Origin of the sequence: Ruegeria sp. HKCCE3926 (assembly GCF_017872515.1) — a bacterium.
In the GTDB taxonomy this organism is placed as follows: Bacteria; Pseudomonadota; Alphaproteobacteria; order Rhodobacterales; family Rhodobacteraceae; genus Ruegeria.
Map to the genome: position 1 here is coordinate 1,285,827 of NZ_JAEDOU010000001.1, position 20,172 is coordinate 1,305,998.

16 protein-coding genes are annotated in these 20,172 nt (G+C 58.3%); 11 read left to right on the forward strand and 5 right to left on the reverse strand.

The genetic code is table 11. The features are described 5' to 3' along the window. Positions 1 to 7 precede the first annotated feature (7 nt). On the forward strand, positions 8 to 1,558 hold the full coding sequence (locus I9184_RS06490; protein WP_245217982.1) for an efflux transporter outer membrane subunit: 1,551 nt from the start codon (positions 8 to 10) through the stop codon (positions 1,556 to 1,558). Between the two features lie 3 nt (positions 1,559 to 1,561). Here I9184_RS06490 and mprF read toward each other — a convergent pair whose 3' ends face one another. Further along, positions 1,562 to 4,171 (reverse strand): bifunctional lysylphosphatidylglycerol flippase/synthetase MprF, encoded by a 2,610-nt coding sequence (mprF, locus tag I9184_RS06495; protein WP_348539505.1) that lies wholly within the window; start codon positions 4,169 to 4,171, stop codon positions 1,562 to 1,564. Positions 4,172 to 4,288: 117 nt separating this feature from the next. Continuing rightward, complete coding sequence (locus I9184_RS06500) at positions 4,289 to 4,717, reverse strand: Lrp/AsnC family transcriptional regulator (protein WP_170344639.1); 429 nt, start codon at positions 4,715 to 4,717, stop codon at positions 4,289 to 4,291. An 86-nt stretch (positions 4,718 to 4,803) separates the two neighbouring features. Between I9184_RS06500 and rocF the strand changes: the two genes are divergently transcribed. The 3 genes from rocF to I9184_RS06515 are packed head-to-tail and all read left to right on the forward strand — an operon-like array spanning position 4,804 to position 7,694. Beyond that, the gene (gene rocF, locus I9184_RS06505) at positions 4,804 to 5,724 is read left to right on the forward strand and encodes an arginase (RefSeq protein WP_171633014.1); all 921 of its coding nucleotides are present in this window, start codon (positions 4,804 to 4,806) and stop codon (positions 5,722 to 5,724) included. Then, positions 5,724 to 6,644, forward strand: a complete 921-nt coding sequence (locus I9184_RS06510; RefSeq protein WP_209833339.1) for an arginine deiminase-related protein — start codon at positions 5,724 to 5,726, stop codon at positions 6,642 to 6,644. Before rocF ends, I9184_RS06510 begins: the two co-directional genes overlap by 1 nt. A 9-nt stretch (positions 6,645 to 6,653) precedes the next feature. Then, positions 6,654 to 7,694: an ornithine cyclodeaminase gene (locus I9184_RS06515; protein ID WP_209833341.1), complete on the forward strand. Its 1,041-nt coding sequence runs from the start codon at positions 6,654 to 6,656 to the stop codon at positions 7,692 to 7,694. 137 nt (positions 7,695 to 7,831) lie between these two features. Here I9184_RS06515 and I9184_RS06520 read toward each other — a convergent pair whose 3' ends face one another. Genes I9184_RS06520 through I9184_RS06530 form a run of 3 tightly spaced genes read right to left on the reverse strand, consistent with a single transcriptional unit; the run spans position 7,832 to position 10,942 of the window. Further along, complete coding sequence (locus I9184_RS06520) at positions 7,832 to 9,235, reverse strand: TRAP transporter large permease (RefSeq protein ID WP_171723428.1); 1,404 nt, start codon at positions 9,233 to 9,235, stop codon at positions 7,832 to 7,834. A 3-nt stretch (positions 9,236 to 9,238) separates the two neighbouring features. After that, the gene (locus I9184_RS06525; protein ID WP_171723429.1) at positions 9,239 to 9,868 is read right to left on the reverse strand and encodes a TRAP transporter small permease; all 630 of its coding nucleotides are present in this window, start codon (positions 9,866 to 9,868) and stop codon (positions 9,239 to 9,241) included. A gap of 57 nt (positions 9,869 to 9,925) precedes the next feature. After that, positions 9,926 to 10,942 (reverse strand): C4-dicarboxylate TRAP transporter substrate-binding protein, encoded by a 1,017-nt coding sequence (locus tag I9184_RS06530; protein WP_171723430.1) that lies wholly within the window; start codon positions 10,940 to 10,942, stop codon positions 9,926 to 9,928. Between the two features lie 428 nt (positions 10,943 to 11,370). On the opposite strand from I9184_RS06530, the gene acs reads away from it, so the two are divergent. From acs to I9184_RS06565, 7 genes are all read left to right on the forward strand, one after another. Next, positions 11,371 to 13,335 (forward strand): acetate--CoA ligase, encoded by a 1,965-nt coding sequence (acs, locus tag I9184_RS06535; protein ID WP_171633027.1) that lies wholly within the window; start codon positions 11,371 to 11,373, stop codon positions 13,333 to 13,335. Positions 13,336 to 13,342: 7 nt separating this feature from the next. Continuing rightward, positions 13,343 to 14,026 (forward strand): adenylate kinase, encoded by a 684-nt coding sequence (locus tag I9184_RS06540; protein ID WP_171723432.1) that lies wholly within the window; start codon positions 13,343 to 13,345, stop codon positions 14,024 to 14,026. 181 nt (positions 14,027 to 14,207) lie between these two features. Continuing rightward, the gene (locus I9184_RS06545; protein WP_170344753.1) at positions 14,208 to 14,489 is read left to right on the forward strand and encodes a DUF4212 domain-containing protein; all 282 of its coding nucleotides are present in this window, start codon (positions 14,208 to 14,210) and stop codon (positions 14,487 to 14,489) included. Positions 14,490 to 14,494: 5 nt separating this feature from the next. Continuing rightward, a complete protein-coding gene (locus I9184_RS06550) occupies positions 14,495 to 16,279 on the forward strand; it encodes a sodium:solute symporter family protein (RefSeq protein WP_171633032.1) in 1,785 nt (594 codons plus the stop codon). A 108-nt stretch (positions 16,280 to 16,387) separates the two neighbouring features. After that, the gene (locus tag I9184_RS06555; RefSeq protein WP_209833344.1) at positions 16,388 to 18,211 is read left to right on the forward strand and encodes a DUF294 nucleotidyltransferase-like domain-containing protein; all 1,824 of its coding nucleotides are present in this window, start codon (positions 16,388 to 16,390) and stop codon (positions 18,209 to 18,211) included. A gap of 27 nt (positions 18,212 to 18,238) precedes the next feature. Then, the gene (locus I9184_RS06560) at positions 18,239 to 18,757 is read left to right on the forward strand and encodes a hypothetical protein (RefSeq protein WP_171633037.1); all 519 of its coding nucleotides are present in this window, start codon (positions 18,239 to 18,241) and stop codon (positions 18,755 to 18,757) included. Between the two features lie 2 nt (positions 18,758 to 18,759). Then, positions 18,760 to 20,172 (forward strand): 3'-5' exonuclease, encoded by a 1,413-nt coding sequence (locus tag I9184_RS06565; RefSeq protein WP_209833346.1) that lies wholly within the window; start codon positions 18,760 to 18,762, stop codon positions 20,170 to 20,172.

Sequence of the window (20,172 nt, forward strand, 5' to 3'; positions counted from 1 at the left end):
GCGCGCCATGACACTTAGCCGGTTGATGGGAACTGCACTTTGCGCCGCCACTTTCGCGGCCTGCACGCCCGTGGGGCCCGATTTCGTGCGCCCGAACTCTCCGGTCGTCAAGCAGTGGATCGAGGTAAACAGCCCCAGCGTCGGTCAAAGCGGCCTGACATCGCGCAGCGCACCCGTGGTCAAATGGTGGGAGACATTCAATGACCCGACCCTCAACCGGCTGATTGCCGAAGCTTATGCTCAGAACCTGACGCTTCAGGTCGCGGGCGCGCGGGTGCTGCAAGCGCGGGCACAGCTGGGGATCGCTTTCGGCGAATTGTACCCGCAATCCCAGGCCATAGGCGCGTCTTTGCAGCGGCGGCAAATCAGCGACAACCTTGGGCCTGTTGCCGATATCAACCGGATCATCCCCCTGGATACCGAATTCTCGACGTCTCAGGTTGGGTTCGACGCCCAGTGGGAGCTGGATGTCTGGGGCGCACAACGGCGCGGTGTGCAGGCGGCGCGGTCGAATCTGGCTTTGCAGGTCGCAAACTATGATGACGCATTGGTGACACTGACCGGCGACGTGGCCGCGCTCTACGTCAATATCCGCGCGCTGCAGGAATCGTTGGCGGTCGCCCGGGAAAACATCAAATTGCAGCAGGAATCGGCGGACCTGACCCAGCTGCGGTTCAACAACGGGGTCACGACCGAACTGGACGTTCAGGAATCCACTGCCCTGCTTAACAATACCAAAGCCTTGGTGCCCGAGTTGGAAAGCGACCTGCAACAGACCAAGAATGCGCTGGCCGTGCTGCTAGGGGCCACGCCGTCCCGGATGACCAACCTGCTGGGGAATTCCGGCCGTATCCCGTCAGCGCGAACAAATGTGGCCGTTGGGGTGCCAGCAGAATTGCTGCGCCGCCGCCCGGATGTCCGCGCGGCGGAACTGGCCGCTGCGACTCAATCCGCGCAGGTGGGTATCGCAATGGCTGACCTGTATCCTCAGTTCGTGCTGTCAGGCGCGATCGGTTTACAGGCTTCGGGCGGGCGCGATCTGTTCAGCGGCAACAGCACCACCGGTCTGGCCAGTGCCGGCGTGGTCTGGAACGTGCTCAACTATGGCCGCATCAAAAACAATGTCCGTGCGCAGGATGCGGCATATCAAGCGCTGATTGCCAATTATCAGAATACCGTTCTGACCGCGTATTCCGAGGTGGAAAGTGCGATGGTCGCCTATGCGCAAGCACGCAAACAGGTTGGGTTCTATCAGAAAAGCGTCGAAGCTTCGCGCAAGGCCGCAGATATCGCCGTAAGCCAGTACAGGGATGGAATCGCCAGCTATTCTCGCATTCTGAACACGCAGACCGCGCTTTTGCGGTCGCAGGCAAACCTGATCGAAGCGCGGCAGCAGGTGTCCAGCAATCTGGTTGCCGTTTACAAGGGTCTGGGCGGCGGATGGCAGATCCGGCAAAACCAGGAATTCCTGCCTGAAACCGTGCTGGCGGAAATGGCCTATCGAACCGATTGGGGCGATCTGCTTGAAAAAACCCCAACCCGGGCCAGCCTGAACTAGGCGCTAATTGGTCAACCCGCGCAGACCACCCGAGATCAAAATATTGACCTCGTAAAGGATGCGAGGGGCGGCCAGCCCGCCGGGGCTGGCCAGATAGTTGGGGCTCCATTCCGGATCGAATTTCTGTTTGAAGGCGCGCAAACCTTCGAAATGATAGAATTGCTCGCCATGCTCATAGACAAAGCCGCCGATGCGGTTCCAAAGTGATGCAAGCTGACGGTTTTCGATGCCTGAGAACGGCGCCGCACCCAATGAGAACCAGTGGAACCCCTGTTGCGATCCCCAGTTCATCATCTCGGCAAAAAGCGCATCCATGACAAAGCTCGGGCTGTCAGGCTCATAGCGCATCAAATCCAGTGACAGCTCGGATTTGTTGCCGCCCTGAAACAGGTTGGCGAAGGCCATGATCTTGCCGGTCTTACCGTCACGCAGAACCGCATGATCGAAATATGACAGGTACTGATCGTCAAAGCCCCCCAACGCAAAGCCCTTTTCGGCACCCGCCTTTTGCGCCAGCCAATGGTCTGAAATCGCGCGCAGTTCCGGCAATACCGGGGCCAGGTTCTCTTTCGGGATGATCTCGAATACATAGCCCTCCCTCTCGGCCCGGTTTCTGGCCTGTCTGAACCGCTTGCGCGACTTTCCGTCCAGCGAGAAATCCCTGAGTGGCACCCGCGCGACCTCGCCGATCTTCAGGATCGACAGGCCCAGATCCAGAAATGTCGGCAGGTATTTGGTTGAAACACTGTAGAAGGCACACAGTTTTCCTTCTCGGTCCGCCATTTCCCTGAGTTGCCAGATCAATTGCCGCCCCGCCGTTTCATCGCCAACCGGCTCTCCCTTCGAGATCAGAGCGTTGCCCGTGTCTGCATATGCAATGAATGCGGTCTCATCCGGTGAGATGAGGAACTGCTTGTCACCGGTAAGCGAGATTTGGGATTCGGTATCTTCGCACTCCATCACAAGCCGTTCAACGACCTCGGGGATTTCCGTGCGCACAGGTGTCGGAATCTCTCGCCCGAACAGAGAGTTCACGGCCACGATGCCCACGATCACCGCCACGATGAGGCTGGAGCGCAAAAAGCGCGAAGCATCTCCGTTCCAGGCAAATTCCCACCACAGGGCGTTCTGGTACTCGACATGGGAATAGGCGAACAGTCCGATCCAGAATATCACCGCCAGCAGCGCCACGACACTGACCAACCAGGGAATATTCAGCCTGAAGATCGACGCACCACTGACCCGGTAAAACGCCCCGCGGAACATCGCCAGAAGGCCAATCGTGCCCAGCATCGACAGCGCTTCGTGAGTGTCCAGCCCCTTTGCCAGCGAGGCAAAGAACCCGGCCACCATCAACAACATTGCCACCACCCATGCGCGGTAGAGCTTTCGAAACAAACCGCGAGACACCAGCAAAAGCAGCACTCCGACAGCACTGCCGGCAAGGTGCGATGCCTCGACGAAGGACAGCGGCAAAACCTCTCTCAGAACGCCAAGGTTCTGCGTGCCCGCTGGCAACGCTCCGGACACCAGCAGGATCACTCCGGCCACTGCCGCAACCCCGGCTGCAACCATGGGAACGATGGGGCGGATGACCCGATAGACCCATGTCGCGGCCCCGCCGATCCTGTGCCTCTGTGTCAGTACCGACGCGACCGCTATGGACACGCTGGCGATACCGAAGGGCAAGAAGGTGTAAACGACCCGATACAGCAACAAGGCTGCGATCACATCCGAACGCCCCGACGCCCCAAGCCCCGCGATCAACGTGGCTTCGAATACCCCAAGCCCGCCCGGTGCGTGGCTGAGGATTCCAACGGCGATGGCGGCGATGTAGATCGTGAAGAAATAGGGATAGCCGACGCCCAGATCGTCCGGCATCAGGACATAGAGCGCCATGGACGCGCCAACCAGATCTCCGATGGCGGCCAGTGTCAGAAGGCTGGCCAGTTTGCCACCCGGCAAGTCAAACCCGATACCTGCGACGGCCAATCGCCTGCCCCCGCTGGACAACCATATGAACATCGCGACCAATGCCCCCAGAAGGCACAATCCGATGGCGGTTTCCACCGTTTCGCTGACAGGCATCACTTTGGAGATTCCGTCCGGATGCACGGTCAGCAACACACCCAGAACCAGAACAAGCCCCATCCAGAACGCGACCCAGGATGTTGCGATGACCCCGGCCACCCGCCCCAGATCCAAACCCAGTGACGCATATATCCGATACCGGATCGCCGTTCCGGTGATGTAGGAAAACCCCAGGCAGTTCGATACGGCATAGCCGCTGGCCCCTGCCAATCCGGCTACAGGCAAAGGCACTTTGCCGCCTGCCACACTCTGCACGGCAAACACATCATAGAGCGACAGAGAAAGAAAACTGAACGCAGTCCAGAGCAAGGCGAAAAGCATAAGTTTCCACGACGTCATCGCGACATCGGTCTGGACATCCGACCATTTCACATGCGCCGACAAATCATGCAAAACCGTCAGTGCGATCCCGGTCACAAGAACCGGTATCGCAATCCGCAACCAGGGTTTTTCCAACATTGCCGTGAGCTTTTCAACCCAGTGCACGGCCAGAGGTTCACCGTCACTTTCCGCATTGGTCATGCTGCACGTCCCCGCCAGTTTCCGATCACAGATACCACGCCCGGCTCACCCGCCCGTCGGTCATCAAGACTTCACTTGCAGACCAACACTGGCACATTTTGTTTTTATCTCAAAGCGCTAGAGCCGCCCCTTGCGTGTTGACAGCAGAAGGTTCGTTTCCGAACGCGTCACGCCGTCGATTTTTCGTATCTGAAACAGAACTTCATCCAGTTCGGCCAGGGTTTCGGTGCTGATCTCGGCGATCAGATCCCAACTGCCATTTGTCGAATGAACCGCCGTCACCTGACGCATGGCTCCGATCCGGGCCATCACGCGTTCCGTACCACGCCCTTCAATCTCGAGCATCATCAACCCGCGCACCGGGCTTTGCGCCAGATCGCGACGCGTCAGGACGGTGAAGCCAACGATTTCACCGGACTGTTTCAGCCGCTGCAACCTGCTGCGCACCGTGGTGCGCGTCACGCCCAGTGTTTCCGACAGCTCTGACAGGCTTGCCCGTGCATCCCGTTGCAACGCATTGAGCAGCCGATTGTCCAATTCGTCCATGGCATCTTCTCATAAAGGATTTTCCGAGACCATTTTGAGCATTTTGCCGACTTCACGCAAGACAGCTCGACGGCCTAAATGAACACATGGAAATCAAGGATATCATACTGGTCGGCGCCCCAATGGACGCCGGGAAACGTCGTCAGGGATGCCGGATGGGACCTGATGCGTATCGCGTGGCAGGGTTGGATGAGGCGCTGTCTGATCTTGGTCACACCGTTCAAGATTGGGGCGACGTGCAGGCCGAAAACGTCGACATTCCCCGACACCCGCACCTGTTCGCCCTGCCCGAATGCGTGGGGTGGACGCACGCTCTCAGCAAAGCTGCACAAGACGCGGCGGGTCAGGGCATTCCGATTTTCATGGGGGGTGATCACGCCCTGTCCATGGGTACGGTGGCCGGGATGGCCGCCCATGCTGCTCGGATCGACCGCCCTCTTTTTGTGCTATGGCTTGACGCCCACAGCGACTTTCACACTCCGGACAGTACCGGCAGCGGCAACCTGCACGGAACGCCGGTGGCGTATTTCACCGGCAGACCCGGATTCGAGGATTTCCCCCCTTTGCCGGCCGTCATACCGACGGATCGCGTCGGCATGATCGGATTGCGTTCTGTTGACCCGGCGGAACGGGCGGCGCTGGAGCAAGACCGCGCCATGCTGGCGGATATGCGCAGCATCGATGAAAATGGAATCAAAGCCCCCCTTTTGGCCTTTCTTGATCGCGTGAAGGCAGAAAACGCTCTGCTACATGTATCTTTGGATGTCGATTTCCTCGACCCGGCAGTGGCGCCCGCAGTCGGCACGACCGTGCCCGGCGGTGCAACCGAGCGCGAAGCCCACCTGGTAATGGAACTGCTGCATGAAAGCGGGCTTGTCTGCTCGCTGGACCTGGTCGAACTGAACCCGTTTCTGGATGAGAGGGGCCGAACCGCAAAACTGATGGTCGATCTGGCCGCCTCGTTGATGGGTCGCCGTATCTTCGACCGTCCCACCCGGAGTTTTTGATGCTGTCTCTGCAAGCGCCATCTGCCGCTATCATGATCCGGCCGCACGCTTTTGCGTCCAACCCAGAAACACGCGATGACAATGCCTTTCAAACGCTGAGCACTGCATCCGCCCAGGCCACGTCGGAAGCGGCCAGGGATGAACATGATCGGGCGGTACAGCAATTGCGCGACGCCGGTGTCACTGTTCATGTGTTTGACGATTTCGGGGACCTCAACACACCTGACAGCGTTTTTCCAAACAACTGGTTCTCGACGCATCCCGGCGGCCATGTGGCGATCTACCCGATGTTCGTGCCATCGCGCAGACGCGAACGCCGGACCGATGTAATCGAACTGCTCAAAGAGGAATACCGTGTGCAGGATGTCATCGACTATTCCGGGCTGGAACAAGACAACCTGGCCCTGGAAGGGACCGGCGCGATGGTGTTGGATCATGTGGCCCGTATCGCTTACACGGTGACGTCCAATCGCGCCGATCCGGTCCTGTTGGAACGGTTCTGCACACATTTCAACTATGAACCAATCGCCTTCGAAGCCCGCGATGCCAAGGGCCGAGACGTTTATCACACCAACGTTTTGATGGGTATCGGAACGCATTACGCCCTGATTTGCCTCGACATGATTTCGGACCCGGCCCGCCGCATGACCGTTCGCAATCGGCTGGAAGAATCCGGTCGAACGGTCATTGACCTGACGCACGACCAAATTGCCGAGTTCGCAGGTAACGCCATTGAACTGACCGGACGGGATGGGTTGGTTCTTGCCCTGTCCAGCAGGGCACTTGCCGCCCTCACACCAGACCAAATCGCAGCAATCCAGGACAGTGCAACACCGTTGCCGCTGTCCGTTCCTACAATTGAAACCGCCGGTGGGTCCGTGCGCTGCTTGATTGCAGGCGTTCACCTTGCCCGCCGATAGGAGAGCACCATGCAACCTTCAGACAAGGCCCTGGTACCATTCGTTTCCGTCGACAACATGATGCGACTGGTACACCACATTGGCGTCGAACAGATGATCACGCAGATTGCCGCTCAGATCGAGGCCGATTTCAAACGATGGGAAAGCTTCGACAAGACACCTCGTATTCCGGCACATTCTCCTCATGGCGTAATTGAGTTGATGCCAACTTCGGATGGTGAGGCGTACGGGTTCAAATACGTAAACGGCCATCCCAAGAACACCTCCGAGGGGCTGCAAACAGTAACTGCATTCGGTCTGTTGGCAGATGTCTATACAGGATATCCGACGCTGTTGACCGAAATGACAATGCTGACCGCGCTGCGCACGGCTGCAACTTCGGCATTGGTCGGGCGCTATCTGGCCCCGAAAAATGCCAGGACAATGGCCATGATCGGCAATGGCGCACAGTCCGAATTCCAATGCCTTGCCTTCAAGGCAATGTGCGGAATCGACACCGTTCGGCTTTATGACATCGACCCGAATGCCACGTCGAAATGCGCTGCGAACTTGCAGGGCAAGGGCCTGACAGTCATCCTTTGCAAGACGCCGGAAGACGCCATTGAAGGTGCCCAGATCATCACCACCTGCACGGCAGACAAGAAATACGCAACGATTCTGACCGACAACATGGTCGGGCCCGGCGTGCACATCAACGCCATCGGAGGCGATTGCCCCGGCAAGACCGAGCTGCATCGCGACATCCTGTTACGTTCGGACATCTTCGTCGAGTACCCTGAACAAACCCGGATCGAAGGCGAAATTCAGGCGCTGGACGCGGATCACCCTGTGACCGAGATGTGGCAGGTCATCACCGGCGCCGCCAAGGGGCGCATCGATGAGCGGCAGATCACTTTGTTCGACAGTGTCGGCTTTGCCATCGAGGATTTCTCGGCCCTGCGCTATGTGAAACAGGCGATTGAAGGCACAACCTTCTTTGAACCTCTGGACATGTTGGCCGACCCGGACGATCCGCGCGATCTGTTCGGAATGTTGATGCGAGCTGGATAACACGCGATCTTGGGGGCTCTGCCCCCGCCGCGCTGCGCGCGCCTCCCCCGGGATATTTTCAGCCAGATGAAGCAGGGGATCCGAACTTCATCTGGCCACAAATACCCCGGAGCGCGAGGCAGAGCCTCGCTTCCGAGCTATCCCGCAAGCGATGGCAGGTAGAGGACAATACCCGGGAATGCCACAAGCATTGCGATGGTCAGGGCGTCCGCGATGAAAAAGGGCGTGACGCCTTTGAACACATCTTGAACACTCAGGTCCGGGCGCACACCGGCAACGACAAAGCAGTTCAGCCCGATGGGCGGTGTAATCAGGCAAAACTCGGCCATTTTGACGACCAGAATGCCAAACCAGATCGCGCACATCGGGCCGGACATTCCAAACGCGCTGTCGGCGGCACTGACGGTTTCACCACCATTCAGGGCCATCACCGCCGGATAGACGACGGGCAAAGTCAAAAGCAGCATGCCGATCGCGTCCATGAACATGCCCAACACCGCATATGCCAGCAGAATGCAGATCAGGATCATCATGGGCGACATCTCGAGCCCCGTGATCCAATCCGAGAAGGCACCCGGCAGGTCGGCGAACCCAAGAAAGCGCACATAGATCAGAACGCCCCAGATGATCGAAAAGATCATCGCCGTCAGTTTGGCGGTTTCCAAAAGCGCGGATTTGAGCTCGGCCCAGCGCATTCCGTGGAACAAGGCGAAACAGAATACGATGAAGGCGCCAATGGCACCGCCTTCCGTCGGAGTGCCCCATGCTTTTTCTCCAAACGGATTGTAGACAAAGCAAATGATGATCAGGATGACGGCGACAATCGGAATAGCACCGGGAAGAGCGGCAAAGCGCTGTTTCCAGGAAAACCCCGTGACAGGCGGACCAACGGATTTGAATATCACTGCAATCCCGACGATCAGAAGGCCGTATACAATTGCGGAAAACGCACCCGGAATGAACCCCGCCAACAGCAGCTTCCCGACATCCTGCTCGACGATGATCGCGTAGATCACCAAAATGGCCGAAGGCGGGATCAGGGAGGCCAGCGTCCCGCCCGCGGCAACCACACCTGCTGCAAAGCGTTTGTTATAGCCCACCTTCAGCATTTCCGGAATCGCGATACGGGCGAAGACGGCCGAAGTCGCAACCGAAGCACCGGACACCGCAGCGAAGCCGGCTGTGGCGAAAACGGTCGAAACCGCCAACCCTCCGGGCACCCATGCGACCCAACGTTTTGCGGCCTCGAACAAAGCACGGGTAAGCCCCGCGTAATAAGCCAGATACCCGATCAGGATAAAGGTCGGAATCAGGCTGAGAGTGTGGGACGCGACCTTGGAATGTGGCACCTGCCCCGCGGTCTTGACTGCCACTGTCAGCGCCTTGCCAAACCGTTCCGGATCGTAACCGAACTTGGCCCAGAAAATCCAAACCAGTCCGACAAGCCCTGCCAAACCCGCTGCGAAGGCAACCCGCATGCCCGCCACGACAAGGACCAGAAGGCCGCCAGTGACCCAAAGGCCAATCTCAATCGTGTCCATGTATCAGTCCTGCCCTTCGAACTGTTCGGCCTCGGCCGCCGCCTGCGCCGCTGCATCCTGTATCAACGGAACGGCCGCCGGAGTGTCCAGCCCCAGCCAGAACGCCCGACCATACCCCCAGACTTGCAGCGCAAGGCGCAGGCAGAGAACGGAAAATGCAACGGGTGCCAGCAGCTTGGCCGGCCACAAGGGTATGCCGATGTCGATCGAACTGTCCCGGCTCCACATTGGGGCGCCAAAATCAAAGGACCGGTCGAAATGAGACCAACTGCCCCAAACCAGAGCCAGCATCAGGATCAGGATCAGGACCACCGAGAGCAATTCGAACAGCCACAAAGCCCGACCGTGCAAGCGGGATATGACTATATCCATCCGGATATGCCCCCCATCACGCTGAACATATGAAATGCCCAGAAAAGCGATGAGAGGCATCGCCTGTTCGATCCAGTCCACATAGCCCGGCAAAGGAGCATTCAGTGCATTTCGACCACTGACCGATACAACGGCCAATACCATCAGTGAAAAAACCGCCAATCCGCTGATCAGTGCCAGAAACCGTTCGAGCACGAGCAAACGCTGATCCAACTGGCTCAGACGGCTGCCGTCTACCAGAACCGTGGCTTGTCCTGCCATTCCGGTGTTTCCTTGTTGTTTGTTGCCGGGCGCCTTGAAAGCACCCGGCCTTGTGGATCAGTTGCCGCCGCGCTGTTGCTTCAGCGTCGTCTGGACAAGATCGTAAAGGTCCTGCGCCGGCAGGCCCTGTGCGGTCATGTCCGCAATCCATTTTTCACGGATCGGATCAGCGGCCTTCGTGCGGAACTCTTCGATTACCGCGTCGTCGATCATGACCTTCTGGACACCCTTTTCTTCCAGGACACTGTCCCATTGTTCGAGCAAGCCGCCGTAATTCGCAAGGTAGTGATCGATCGCCTCGTCAATCGAGCTGTCCAGAGCCTCACGATGTTCGGCTGGCAGCGCCTCGTAGGCATCGATGTTGACGACAACCGGGCAGTTCACCGTTCCTGGATTCAGGTTCGCAGTCCACCAGTCCGCTTCGTTGATCGTTCCGAATGACAGGTGCGCGTGCTGGGCAAAGGCCACGGTGTCGACGACGCCCGATTCCATCGCATTGAAGGCTTCGGTCGCCGGAACCGATGTCGGCACCCCTCCGACCGCCTCGAAGGCCTGACCAAGGCCACCGGTCGCCCGGACCCGCATTCCGTCAAATTCAGCAAGTTCATCCCGCGGCTCGCCCGTGCCGACAAGGTTATACTGCGGCATTGGCGAGGTCATGATGATGCGGGCGTTCCATTGCGCCATCTCTTCCTTGACCGCTGGATGGTCGTATACTGCATGGCTTACCGCAACTTCTTCCTGCAGGTTGTTCACACCCAGAAATGGCAGTTCCAAAACGGTAATCGCCCGGTTCTTGTCGCGGTGATAGCCGGCACAGAACTGCGCCATCTCAAAGGCGCCGATTTCGATCCCGTCCAGGTTTTCCTTAGGTTTGGACAACCCGCCATAGCTGACATTGATGGTGAATTCGCCACCGGTTTTCTCGCTGACCAGTTCGGCCAGCTTTTCAACATGTTCCGTAAAGGCGCGGCGCTTGCCCCAGACGGATGCGTTCCATTCCGTCGCTGCAGCTTCAGTCACAAAAGCAACGCCAAGGGCGGCGACTGCGGCACCGCTCAACATCTTTTTCATAGTATCGTCTCCCATAGGTGCGCCCCCTACCGAGGCGCTTGCCGATCAAGCTAGCGCCAACAATCGGTTGTGCCAACCCTAACCGGGATTTGCGTATTTTGCAGAATAAGTCCCAGAAATGACTCAAAACGACAGAAGCCTTGAGGTCACCTGTCGTTGCAACCACAATTGACACACAGCGCCCTCAATTCTCGTTACTTTTAAGTGACTGTTTTTGTTTTATTTTAGAGATTCTTTTGCCAATATTTTTACTAATATGGCCGTATTGTTAAAATTTCTTTACAAAGAAATCCAAGGATTACACCAATTTATTTATTTATTTTCAGAACGCGGTAATATTCAAACTTGGGGAGGAACAGGATCGACATTGCCTGAATGACAGGCAAAAAATCCACAAGCAATCCAGTCCAGAGGGAGGAGCCTCAAAGATGACCACCGCTGCCCAGGCAGATGCCAAGACTTATCCGCCATCCGCAGAAACCGTCGCTCGTGCGCATGTCGATGCGGCAAAGTATGCTGACATGTACGCAGCCTCAATCAGCGACCCCGACGCGTTCTGGGGCGAGCAAGGCAAGCGCATCGACTGGATCAAGCCCTTCACCCAGGTCAAGGACGTCAGTTACGAGTTTGGCTCGGTCAAGATCAACTGGTATGCCGATGGCACGTTGAATGTGTCGGCCAACTGCCTGGATCGTCATCTAAAAACCCGCGGCGACCAGACCGCGATCATCTGGGAGCCGGATGATCCGAATGACCCGGCCCAGCATATCTCTTACGCAGAATTGCACCGCCGCACCTGCCGGATGGCCAACATTCTGGAATCCCTGGGCGTGCGCAAGGGCGATCGCGTGGTCATCTATCTGCCGATGATCCCCGAAGCTGCTTACGCCATGCTGGCCTGTGCGCGGATCGGCGCAATTCATTCGATCGTTTTCGCGGGCTTCTCGCCCGACGCTCTGGCAGCGCGGATCAATGGGTGCGACGCCAAGGTCGTGATTACGGCAGATGAGGCCCCGCGTGGCGGCCGCAAAACGCCGCTGAAATCCAACGCAGACGCCGCCCTGCTGCACTGCAAAGACACGGTAAAATGCCTTGTGGTCAAGCGCACCGGCGGTCAGACTACCTGGATCGACGGTCGCGACTTTGACTACAACGAAATGGCGCTTGAGGCGGACGACTACTGCGCCCCTGCCGAAATGAACGCCGAAGATCCTCTGTTCATTCTTTACACGTCGGGTTCGACCGGTCAGCCCAAGGGCGTTGTGCACACCACAGGGGGGTATCTTGTTTACGCCTCGATGACGCACGAGATCACATTCGATTATCACGAAGGTGACGTGTATTGGTGCACCGCTGACGTGGGCTGGGTCACCGGGCACAGCTATATCGTCTATGGCCCGCTGGCCAATGGCGCAACCACGCTGATGTTCGAAGGCGTGCCCACTTATCCCGACGCCTCGCGCTTCTGGCAGGTCTGCGAAAAGCACAAGGTCAACCAGTTCTACACCGCACCGACCGCGATCCGCGCGCTGATGGGTCAGGGCAATGAGTTTGTCGAAAAATGCGACCTCAGCGATCTGCGCATTCTGGGCACCGTGGGTGAACCGATCAACCCCGAGGCCTGGACCTGGTACAACGACGTTGTCGGCAAAGGCAAATGCCCCATCGTCGACACCTGGTGGCAGACAGAAACCGGCGGCCACCTGATGACGCCGCTGCCCGGTGCACATGCGATGAAGCCCGGATCGGCGATGAAGCCGTTTTTTGGCATCGAACCGGTGGTTCTGGACCCGCAATCCGGTGTTGAAATCGAAGGCAACGGTGTCGAGGGCGTTCTGTGTATCAAAGACAGCTGGCCCGGCCAGATGCGCACCGTCTGGGGCGATCATGAGCGGTTCGAGAAAACCTATTTCTCGGATTACAAAGGCTATTACTTCACGGGTGACGGCTGCCGTCGCGACGAAGATGGCGACTATTGGATCACCGGTCGTGTAGACGACGTGATTAACGTGTCCGGTCACCGCATGGGCACGGCCGAGGTGGAAAGCGCGCTGGTTGCGCATGCTGCTGTGGCCGAGGCTGCCGTGGTTGGATACCCTCATGAAATCAAAGGGCAAGGCATCTATTGCTACGTCACGTTGATGAATGATCGCGAGCCGTCGGACGAGTTGATGAAAGAGCTGCGCACATGGGTCCGCACCGAAATCGGCCCGATTGCATCTCCGGATGTGATACAGTGGGCACCTGGCCTGCCGAAAACGCGCTCGGGCAAGATCATGCGCCGTATCCTGCGCAAGATCGCCGAGAACGATTTCGGATCGTTGGGCGATACTTCGACACTGGCCGATCCGTCGGTGGTCGAAGACTTGATCGAAAACCGTGCGAATAAGTGAGGGTGTGATGGACGCTGCCACGATCACCACGCCCGCCGTTCTCATCCTTCTCGGCCCTCCGGGTGCCGGGAAGGGCACGCAAGCCCGGATGTTGGAAGAGAAATTCGGACTTGTACAACTCAGCACCGGTGACCTGCTGCGCGAAGCCGTCGCGGCCGGAACCGACGCCGGCAAAGCGGCAAAAGCCGTTATGGAAGCCGGCGATCTGGTCAGCGACGAGATCGTCATCGCCATCCTGCGCGACCGCATGGCACAGCCGGATTGCGCCAAGGGCGTCATTCTTGACGGTTTCCCGCGCACGACGGTTCAGGCCGAAGCGCTTGACAGTCTGCTGGCATCGAACAACCAGAAGATCAACGCCGCGATAAGCCTTGAAGTGGAAGACGCGGAAATGGTGACCCGTATTTCGGGCCGCTACACCTGCGCCGGCTGTGGTGAAGGGTACCACGACCAGTTCAAGAAACCTGCCGAAGAAGGCAAATGCGACAAGTGTGGCCATACCGAATTCAAGCGCCGCGCGGATGACAATGCCGAAACGGTGGCCTCGCGCCTTGCGGCGTACCACGCGCAGACGGCACCACTGATCGCCTACTATGACGGTCAGGGCGTGCTGCAGCGCACAAACGCCATGGGCAGGATCGAAGACATTGCCAATGACCTTGAAGGAATCGTTGGCGAAGTCATGAATTAGGGGGTGGATTTAGGGCCGCAAGGCTCTGATCCCAAACAGAATACTTCAAAAGACCGCTTTGGCGGACTGGAGGAGTTTTGCCTGACGTCACATGGCGTCCGGCACAAGTGAGAAGCGGCCCGACGCACTGGAGGATGTGGGCATCGGGCCGTCCAACGAGGAAGCGAAGGAGGAACCCGCGATGGCGGATCATTCAACAAACTCCGCGCAGACTGCCGAGTCCGACAAGGGCTATTGGCAGGCCAACCTGCGCCTTATCTACATCAGCCTCGCGATTTGGGCGCTGGTGTCGTTTGGATTCGGCATTCTGCTGCGTCCGATGTTGTCGGGGATCGCCGTCGGCGGAACCGATCTGGGCTTTTGGTTCGCACAACAGGGATCGATCCTGGTCTTTTTGGTGCTGATCTTCAACTACGCCTGGCGCATGAACAAGCTAGACGCCGAATACGGTGTTGAGGAGTAAACCCCATGGATCAGTTTACCATCAACCTGCTGTTTGTTGGCGCGTCCTTTGCGCTATACATTGGCATCGCGATCTGGGCCCGGGCGGGGTCCACATCTGAATTTTACGCTGCGGGTCGCGGCATCCATCCTGTCACCAACGGTATGGCAACGGCGGCAGACTGGATGTCTGCGGCTTCGTTCATCTCGATGGCGGGTCTGATTGCCTTCACCGGCTACGACAACAGCTCGTTCCTGATGGGTTGGACTGGCGGCTATGTGCTGTTGGCACTGCTGCTTGCGCCTTACCTGCGCAAGTTTGGTAAATACACCGTGTCGGAATTCATCGGCGACCGCTTTTACAGCCAGACTGCGCGTATCGTTGCCGTGATCTGCCTGATCGTGGCCTCGGTGACCTACGTGATCGGTCAGATGACCGGCGTCGGCGTGGCCTTTGGCCGCTTCCTCGAAGTGTCCAACACCTCGGGCCTGTTGATCGGTGCAGCGGTTGTATTTGCCTATGCGGTGTTTGGTGGGATGAAAGGCGTGACCTATACTCAGGTCGCTCAGTACTGCGTGCTGATCACTGCCTACACCATCCCGGCTATTTTCATCTCGCTGCAGCTGACCGGCACGCCGGTTCCGGCGCTGGGTCTGTTTGGTGACACCGCCAGCGGTGAACCCCTGCTGACCAAGCTGGATGCCATCGTGACCGAGCTGGGCTTCAATGAATACACGGCCCACCACTCGAACACGCTGAACATGGTACTGTTCACCCTGTCGCTAATGATCGGTACTGCGGGTCTGCCGCACGTCATCATGCGCTTCTTCACCGTTCCCAAAGTGGCTGACGCACGTTGGTCGGCTGGCTGGGCGCTGGTCTTCATCGCTCTGCTGTATCTGACCGCGCCTGCGGTTGGTGCCATGGCGCGTCTGAACATCAGTGATATGATGTGGCCCAATGGCGGCATCGAAGGCGGTGCTGTTACTGTTGAACAAATCGACAATGACGCACGCTATGACTGGATGGCCACGTGGCAAAAAACCGGTCTGCTGGATTGGGAAGACAAGAACGGCGACGGCAAGATCCAGTACTACAACGACAAGAATGCCGACATGCAGGCACTTGCCGAAGAAAAAGGCTGGGTTGGAAACGAGCTGACCAAGTTCAACCGTGACATCCTGGTTCTGGCCAACCCCGAGATTGCCAACCTGCCGGGTTGGGTGATCGGTCTGGTCGCAGCCGGCGGTCTTGCGGCTGCTCTGTCCACCGCTGCGGGCCTGCTGCTTGCAATCTCGTCGGCTGTGTCCCACGACCTGATCAAGGGTGCCATCAACCCGCAAATCTCGGAAAAGGGCGAGCTTCTGTCAGCGCGTATCGCAATGGCCGTGGCGATTGTGGTTGCGACCTATCTGGGTCTGAACCCACCGGGCTTTGCGGCACAAACCGTGGCGCTTGCGTTCGGTCTGGCGGCTGCTTCGATCTTCCCGGCGCTGATGATGGGGATCTTCTCGACCCGCATCAACAACACCGGCGCGGTCGCAGGCATGCTGGCTGGTCTGGTCGTCACTCTGGTCTACATCTTCCTGCACAAGGGCTGGCTGTTCATTCCGGGCACCAACTCGTTCACTGATGCAGATCCGCTGCTGGGTCCGATCAAGTCGACCTCGTTCGGTGCGATCGGTGCCATGGTCAACTTTGCAACGGCCTACATCGTTGCCGGTATGACCAAGGAGACTCCGCAGGAGATCAAGGATCTGGTCGAAAGCGTACGCATTCCCCGTGGTGCGGGCGCAGCTCAGGATCACTGAGTATGATGCGGTTGTCGGCACTTGCCTTCGGCCGCGTCTTTCGATCCACTGTTCCCGCCCGGCACACCACCGGGCGGGATTTTTTCACCAGAATACCGGAGACATCAGATGCCCCTATCCCACGATGAAATTACCCGGTTTCTGAAATCCGTTCATCCCTATGACGCGCTGCCGTCGGACACCCTCGATCAGATCGTAAAGCAGATCGAGGTCTGGGAGGTTGAGGAAGACGCCTCGGTCTATGAGCTCGGCCATTCCCTGCCCGGGGTCTTTGTGATTTATGAAGGACAGGTTGAGATCACCGACGAGAACGGCGCAGTCGTTTCTCATCTGGGGTTGCGCAATTCCTTCGGTGAACGCGGCCTGTTGAAGGACGGCAAGGCTGCGACCAAGGCCCGCGCTCATACACCATCCGTCCTGATGGTTCTGCCTCCGGATTTGGTCCGGACTTTGATCGACAACCACGACGTCGTCGCCAAATTCTTCAATCGAACCCGCGGTAATCGCAGCGGCCCTCAAAGCCTTGCGACCAGTTCGATTGACGTTCTGATGGCGCGCGATCCCGCCACCTGCCCTGCGGACACGACAGTTCAGGAAGCGGCACGGATCATGCGTGACAAACACATCTCGTCACTATGCGTGACAGATGGAGAGACGTTGCAGGGTATCGCCACCCTGCGGGACATTTCGGGCAAATTTGTTGCCGACGGGTTGCCCGTAACAACACGGATATCCGAAATCATGACTGCAAATCCCGTAACCCTCTCGCCCAGCGATATCGGCTCGGACGTTCTGCATATCATGATGGAGCGCGGCATTGGCCACATCCCGGTTTCCGAAGGCGGTCGTCTGGTCGGGATCGTGACGCAGACCGATCTGACCCACTATCAGGCCGTCAACTCGGCCGAGTTGGTTGGTCGGATCGCAAAGGCCGACAGCGCAGAAGAGATGGCGAGGGTGACGGCGGAAATTCCGCAGTTGCTGGTTCAGTTGGTTGCCGGCGGGAACCGGCACGAGATCGTCACGCGGCTGATCACCGATATTGCCGACACGGTTACCCGTCGCCTGCTGAAATTGGCCGAAACTGAACTAGGCCCGCCGCCTGTACCCTACTTGTGGCTGGCCTGCGGTTCACAGGGCCGGCAAGAACAAACCGGCGTATCGGATCAGGACAATTGCCTGATGCTGGATGACAGCGCCACCGACGCCGATATGTCCTATTTTACCAAACTGGCCATATTCGTCTCTGACGGGCTGGATGTCTGCGGGTACTTTTACTGCCCCGGCGACATGATGGCGACCAATCCGCGCTGGTGTCAGCCGGTTCGTGTCTGGCGCGACTATTTCAAGGGCTGGATTGCCAAGCCAAACCCCGAGGCGCAAATGCTGGCTTCGGTCATGTTCGACCTGCGCCCCATCGGCGGCGCATTTGAGTTGTTTGCCGACCTGCAAGCCCACACTCTGGCAGCGGCCAGGGCAAACTCGATCTTCGTCGCACACATGATTTCGAACTCGCTGAAGCATACGCCCCCACTGGGCCTGCTGCGCGGTTTCGCAACGATCCGCTCGGGTGAGCATCGCAATACGCTGGACCTGAAACACAACGGAGTTGTGCCCGTCGTCGATCTGGCGCGCATCTACGCGCTGCAAGGCGAGCTGACCGAGGCCAACACCCGCGCCCGCCTGAAAGCCGCCGAGGCCAGCGGTGTGCTCAGCCCTTCTGGTGCGCGTGACCTGCTGGACGCCTATGATCTGATCGCGGAAACCCGGCTCGAACATCAGGTTCGGCTGGTTAAGTCCGGAGCGATGCCCGACAACTATCTGCCACCGTCTGAATTGTCGGACTTTGAGCGAAGTCATCTGCGTGATGCTTTTGTGGTGGTAAAAACGATGCAATCGGCAGTTGGCCACGGCAAGGGAATGCTGGGCTGACATGCGACTGACCAACGGAGAGACCACATGTTTCTGGAACTGATCGGCACGGTTTTTGCGGGGATCGCATTTGCCGGAATCGTTCTTCTGCTGAACAAGCTGACCGGAGGGCGCCTGCCGAAATGGACAACGCCGGTTGCGGCCGGTCTTGGAATGATCGCGATGACCATCACCAGCGAATATTCCTGGTACGATCGCACGCGCGACCAACTGCCCGAAGAGATGACCATCGTGCAAGAGGTCGAAAGCCGCGCGTTTTATCGCCCCTGGACCTACGCGGTGCCGTTCGTTGACCGGTTTGCCGCAATCGACACCGTATCGGTGCGCACAAACGAAAACGTTCCGGAACAACGGCTTGTCGATCTTTACTTCTTTGGCCGCTGGGCTCCGGTTTCGAAACTGCCGGTGGCCGTGAATTGTGCAGAAGGCCGCCGCGCCAACCTGGCGGATGGTGCCGAATTTGCCGAGGACGGGCGTCTGGTGAACGCTGACTGGATTGCAGCCGGAACCAATGACCCCGTCATCGCAGCCACTTGCGGGGTTTGATCATGCTGACCGGATTGAGTTTGAGGCTCAGGATTTTTCTGTTTTTCTGCCTCCTCGCCCTGGGCGGGGTTGCCATCAGCGCCACCGCTCTCTGGATCACCTATTCCCGTACGGGAAACCCTGGTCTGCTGAATGATTTCGTCTTCGCCGAAATCCTGATCGGATTTGGATTTCTGGCACTGGTCGCGGGTGTTTGGCTGCTGTTCGACGACAACGTCGCCAAACCGATCGAACGGCTTTCCGCCCAGTTGCGTGCCCGTGCACATGCCGGTGTAAGCACCGACCTGGACATGCAGGCCGCGCGGTATCTGGGCGATCTTGCCCCGGCTGCGGCGGGATTGGCGGAACAACTGGCCTCGAACGCCATGCGCACAGCCGAGGCCGTGGCCGCCGAAACCGCGCATCTGGCCGCAGAAAAACAGCGCCTGACCGCGCTGCTGACGGAAATTCCGGTGGCCATGCTGCTGGCCAGTCCGAAACATCAGATCGTTCTGTACGACGGGCAGGCCGCCGAGGTTCTTGCCCAGATCGCGCATCCTCGTCTGAACGCATCTCTTTTCGAATACCTCGAAGCCACCGGCCTGACAGACGCATATGCCAAGATGTGCAAAACCGGAAAGGACGTCTATTGCACCCTGTCCAGCGTGGACGGGCGGCAGACATATTCCGCCCGGATGAAACCCTTGGGCGATGCACCCGGATATATGCTTGTCTTCGAAGACAGCGCGACACATATGTCACCGGACGATGCCCGCCCGCTGGTCTATGATTTCGAACTTCTCAATAAACCGGGGGATGATGCGTTCGAGAACCGCCCCCTGACGGATCTGTGTTTCGTGGTTTTTGACACGGAAACAACCGGTTTGCTGCCTCACAAGGATGAGATCGTACAGATCGGCGCAGTGCGCGTTCTGAATGGTAAAATCGTTCAGGGTGAGCATCTGGACATGCTGGTTGATCCCGGCATTCCGATTCCCCCGGCCTCGACCAAGGTACACAAGATCAGCGATCGTATGGTTCAGGGGGCGCCCGATATCGCCGAAGCCGGACGCGTATTCCATCAGTTTTCGCGCGACGCCGTGATCGTGGCGCATAATGCCCCGTTCGACATGGCGTTTCTGCGCCGCCATGCCAAACGGATGGGTGTCGAGTGGGATCATCCGATACTCGACACGGTCTTGCTGTCTGCGGTGCTGTTCGGGGCAAGCGACACGCACACACTGGACGCCTTGTGTGAACGGTTGGAAATCACGATCCCCGAAGCGTTGCGCCATACCGCACTTGGCGATGCGATTGCCACGGCCGAGGCATTGATCAAGGTGCTGCCGATCCTGCAAGCACGCGGTCTGACGACTTTTGGCGAGGTGATTATGGAAACCCGCAAACACGGTCGTTTGCTGGAAGATCTGAACTGA

Coding starts and splice junctions, on each gene's coding strand:
- I9184_RS06515 (WP_209833341.1), top strand. CDS start 6,654: ATGCAACCTTCAGACAAGGCCCTGGTACCATTCGTTTCCGTCGACAAC.
- mprF (WP_348539505.1), bottom strand. CDS start 4,171: ATGACCAATGCGGAAAGTGACGGTGAACCTCTGGCCGTGCACTGGGTT.
- I9184_RS06525 (WP_171723429.1), bottom strand. CDS start 9,868: ATGGCAGGACAAGCCACGGTTCTGGTAGACGGCAGCCGTCTGAGCCAG.
- I9184_RS06540 (WP_171723432.1), top strand. CDS start 13,343: ATGGACGCTGCCACGATCACCACGCCCGCCGTTCTCATCCTTCTCGGC.
- I9184_RS06550 (WP_171633032.1), top strand. CDS start 14,495: ATGGATCAGTTTACCATCAACCTGCTGTTTGTTGGCGCGTCCTTTGCG.
- I9184_RS06500 (WP_170344639.1), bottom strand. CDS start 4,717: ATGGACGAATTGGACAATCGGCTGCTCAATGCGTTGCAACGGGATGCA.
- I9184_RS06530 (WP_171723430.1), bottom strand. CDS start 10,942: ATGAAAAAGATGTTGAGCGGTGCCGCAGTCGCCGCCCTTGGCGTTGCT.
- I9184_RS06510 (WP_209833339.1), top strand. CDS start 5,724: ATGCTGTCTCTGCAAGCGCCATCTGCCGCTATCATGATCCGGCCGCAC.
- I9184_RS06545 (WP_170344753.1), top strand. CDS start 14,208: ATGGCGGATCATTCAACAAACTCCGCGCAGACTGCCGAGTCCGACAAG.
- I9184_RS06560 (WP_171633037.1), top strand. CDS start 18,239: ATGTTTCTGGAACTGATCGGCACGGTTTTTGCGGGGATCGCATTTGCC.
- I9184_RS06520 (WP_171723428.1), bottom strand. CDS start 9,235: ATGGACACGATTGAGATTGGCCTTTGGGTCACTGGCGGCCTTCTGGTC.
- I9184_RS06565 (WP_209833346.1), top strand. CDS start 18,760: ATGCTGACCGGATTGAGTTTGAGGCTCAGGATTTTTCTGTTTTTCTGC.
- rocF (WP_171633014.1), top strand. CDS start 4,804: ATGGAAATCAAGGATATCATACTGGTCGGCGCCCCAATGGACGCCGGG.
- I9184_RS06490 (WP_245217982.1), top strand. CDS start 8: ATGACACTTAGCCGGTTGATGGGAACTGCACTTTGCGCCGCCACTTTC.
- I9184_RS06555 (WP_209833344.1), top strand. CDS start 16,388: ATGCCCCTATCCCACGATGAAATTACCCGGTTTCTGAAATCCGTTCAT.
- acs (WP_171633027.1), top strand. CDS start 11,371: ATGACCACCGCTGCCCAGGCAGATGCCAAGACTTATCCGCCATCCGCA.